The organism is Rubritalea sp. (assembly GCF_039830215.1).
Classification (GTDB): Bacteria; Verrucomicrobiota; Verrucomicrobiia; order Verrucomicrobiales; family Akkermansiaceae; genus Rubritalea.
In genome coordinates this window covers 1-3400 of record NZ_JBDOPO010000333.1, presented here as the reverse complement: position 1 = coordinate 3400, position 3400 = coordinate 1, and the positions used below count along the sequence as shown (strand labels likewise).

Annotated in this window: 3 protein-coding genes and 1 tRNA gene; 1 reads left to right on the top strand and 3 read right to left on the bottom strand. The window is 44.5% G+C overall.

Annotated features, from left to right (window positions below):
• The first annotated feature begins 90 nt into the window (after nt 1–90).
• Entirely contained in the window at nt 91–1200 is a 1110-nt protein-coding gene (locus tag ABGY95_RS11295; protein WP_347441787.1) for an LOG family protein, read from the top strand.
• 25 nt (nt 1201–1225) lie between these two features.
• On the opposite strand, the gene ABGY95_RS11290 is transcribed toward ABGY95_RS11295, so the two are convergent.
• From ABGY95_RS11290 to ABGY95_RS11280, 3 genes are all read right to left on the bottom strand, one after another.
• Nucleotides 1226–1306, bottom strand: a tRNA-Leu gene (locus ABGY95_RS11290).
• 438 nt (nt 1307–1744) lie between these two features.
• The gene (locus ABGY95_RS11285) at nt 1745–2305 is read right to left on the bottom strand and encodes a hypothetical protein (RefSeq protein ID WP_347441786.1); all 561 of its coding nucleotides are present in this window, start codon (nt 2303–2305) and stop codon (nt 1745–1747) included.
• A 732-nt stretch (nt 2306–3037) separates the two neighbouring features.
• On the bottom strand, nt 3038–3400 hold a 363-nt coding region (locus tag ABGY95_RS11280), incomplete at its 5' end, for an integrase core domain-containing protein (protein WP_347441785.1).

Sequence of the window (3400 nt, the reverse complement as noted above, 5' to 3'; positions counted from 1 at the left end):
TAGATGCTTACAAGAGGCTCGCCCCCAAATTTGTTGGGTTGCGGGCCTTTTTTCTGTAGCGATTCCCACCAGAATTAGTTACCCTAGAGTATGAGTAAGAGAAAACATAGAGATGTACCACAGGAGAAGGATTTCACAGGGGGCATGATTAATTCGGCATCATGTTCATTTGTTGGAACTACGGGGGAGAGGGTACTCGATGAAAAGATCTCAGCTTTGGCTAAAGAGATCGATGATGGTGATAGTTTTTGTATGCTTGCCGAGTTGATGACCACAGCTGTCAGGATTTCAAGGGGATCAGTGAGTCAAGGGGATTTTAAAATGATGAACCGTGCAATGAAGGAGATGCGTATTTCTAGTGAGGTTTTCCATCCGTACTCACACATTAAGAAAGTCGGGATATTTGGTTCGGCTCGAACTAATCCGGAGGAGGCCGAGTACATAACGACGGTGAAATTTGCCGAGAGAATGCGTGAAGAAGGCTTCATGACTATCACTGGAGCAGGTCCTGGAATTATGGCTGCAGGAAATGAGGGCGCTGGGCGAGAGAATAGTTTTGGCTTGAATATATCACTTCCTTTTGAAGCCTCGGCGAATCCATTTATTGCTGGAGATGAGAAACTTATAGATTATAATTACTTCTTTACTAGAAAGCTCTCTTTTGTGAGGGAAGCTGATGCAGCAGTGGCGATGCCAGGAGGTTTTGGCACCATGGATGAGATATTTGAGGCGATGACTTTGATACAAACAGGTAAAGCTGTAATTTACCCATTAGTGTTGCTAGATGCTAAAGGGGGGACTTATTGGAAGTTTTGGAATCAGTTTATTGAGGAGCATCTCATGCGCCTCAATTTGATTTCAGAATCTGACTTCGCTTTATTCAAGGTGACTGATGATATTGAGGAGGCCGTGAGTGAAATCGTAAATTTCTACCGCAACTTCCACTCTTATCGTTTTGTGGGGGATAAGTTAGTGATTCGCTTGCAGGATTCTATTGCCCCAAATGCCTTCGATAACCTATCGCGAGAGTTCGCTGACATTGTTAAATCTGGTGTAATGCAGCAACGTGGTGCACTGCCAGAGGAATCAAACGAAATCGAGTTGGCAGAGATGCCGAGGATTGTACTCAGGCACGGGCGCAGCGATATGGGGAGGCTTAGGCAATTTATTGACGCAATAAACGAATCTAAGATTGTATGAGTGGGGGGCACTGGAATAAGAAAAATACCGGCGGCCGGGATCGAACCGGCACTCACAAGGAACTCGATTTTGAGTCGAGCGCGTCTACCAATTCCGCCACGCCGGCCTCACAGTGCTGTGCGATACTGATGAATACTGGTGGGATTGTCAACTTGTGAGATAGTTTTTTTAGGTATCCTTATCTAAGCTCAGACTTATGAGTGAATTGTAGCATAAGAAAATCAACTATGTAGAGCTGTCTGTCTCGATTTTTAGTTGATTAGGCTGTTTTACATAGATGTTTTGGCTGGCATTCTGGAAGTTATGATTTGGAGTATGTCATAGTTTCTCAAAGGATGGCTATCTGGTGGGTTTTATTTTTCAGAAAAATGCTCAGATACCAACTTTGATTTAGTCTTGTTGGAGTTTTATAGTCAGGATTTAGTTGGGACACCCAGAAAGGTTTATTTGTGTTGGAGGTGCGGTAGTGAGGATTACCTTCAATTTCTTTGCTTGAAGAAGCTTTCATTTCAAAATGATTACAGGCAGAGTATTTCATTTTTGTTCAGAGCGTGGACTTCATAGCTTGCCCGAGCCATGTTAACTCTAGTTGATGCTGACTGAGCTTCTCGATAGCTTCGGTCGTTGCGTGGTAATCTGGAATTTCAAGCTTCACTTCCTCTATTTGCCTTTGGTCGCGAGGATAAGTACTTGGGTTTAGTATGGACTCAGCTAAATGGAAGCATGCCCACGCTCGTGCAATACGAAGTTTGGGCTGTGGCTGATTAAGGTTCATTCTACTGGCTAAATGCTGAAAGTGCCTCACTGGGTTACCTATGAAAATGTCGGATTGGTTGCTATCTATAATCCAAAGCATAGCTCTATAAGGAATCGGATGCTTGTCTAGTATGTCAGAGTTAGGTGGAATGATTGCCATCATAGCCTTATCAAGCTGAAGAATGGCTTGTGCTGGTCGTTGATTTATCCAGAGTGATTGTGCTAGCTCTAAACAGGCTATATAAAACGCCTCACCGCATTCATTTCTATGAATCCTAGTGTGAGTAATCGGCAGAGGTGAGGTTAGGTGAGGTAAATGTGGACAGGCTGTAATTCTATTTTGATGCATGGTTGGACGTGATGAACATGGTGATAAGGAATAGTAGCATACGTCTTAAATTCTAATCCGACACCATCATTACGCAACATCTGGATTGGTGTCGTGTTTGTTCTCAAAGCCTTTTATGCTAGGATTGTGGTCGCCAGCCATACCCAATATTTTGGTAGCGTATGACGCGCTATGGGTGATTCCTTATGTCGAAGCTGCCGGGTCGATTTTTGCGATCTTCTCTAGCCTCGTGTTTAGCTCACTAGCTCACAGGCGGATAGATGCACAGTAGTTGCTGGTTATACTAACTTTGTCTACCTCGGTATTCTGGCGGTTATCCTTTTTAGTGTTATCTTGGAGGGCTTAATGGTTTGTGTGTTTCATATTACCAAGACACCGCCTAAGGGGAGGCCAGCTAACAGTTTGCTGAGACTTTTGGTTTGAGCGATTTTAGGCCTTTTGAGGATCGATCACTTAGAGTGTATTTTATAACCTACATGCTGTAATATTTCCGGTGCATTAGATGTATGCTCCAATGGTGTTGAAGTGAGGTGGACCCCGTTCTCCGTCCGTTAGACTCAGCTATTAAGTTATGATGGGAGGATGAGCTAGGTGATAATATAGGAGTGAGGCTGGAGCAAGGGCTAATCAAAATTTGCTAGTCGTAGCGGAAGGCTGCAAACGCAACGAAGCGTAGCGCAGTGGAGTTTCCAGCCTGTAGTAAAGACTACCAAATTTTGGCCAATTGGGGGGCTAGGCGGCGTCTTGCTCCTGTGGATTGATAGTGGTTCCAGATTTACGTTCGTAGGTATTTGAGGGCGTGTCGTTGCCTAATGAGTCGTGGGGTCTCCAGTCATTGTATCTATCAAACCACTTGGTCAATCCCGCGCGGAGCTTGGGCACAGTGAAGTGCTCGAATAGGAAGATTTCTTCATTTTTCACACTTCTCCACAGCCGCTCAATGAAGACATTGTCCATCCAGCGCCCCTTGCCATCCATGCTTATTTGAATCTTATGACCCTTGAGTGCCGATATCCATTCAGATGAAGTAAACTGACTCCCCTGGTCGGTATTGAAGATCTCAGGAACACGCCCAGTCGACTCCAGTGCTTTGTT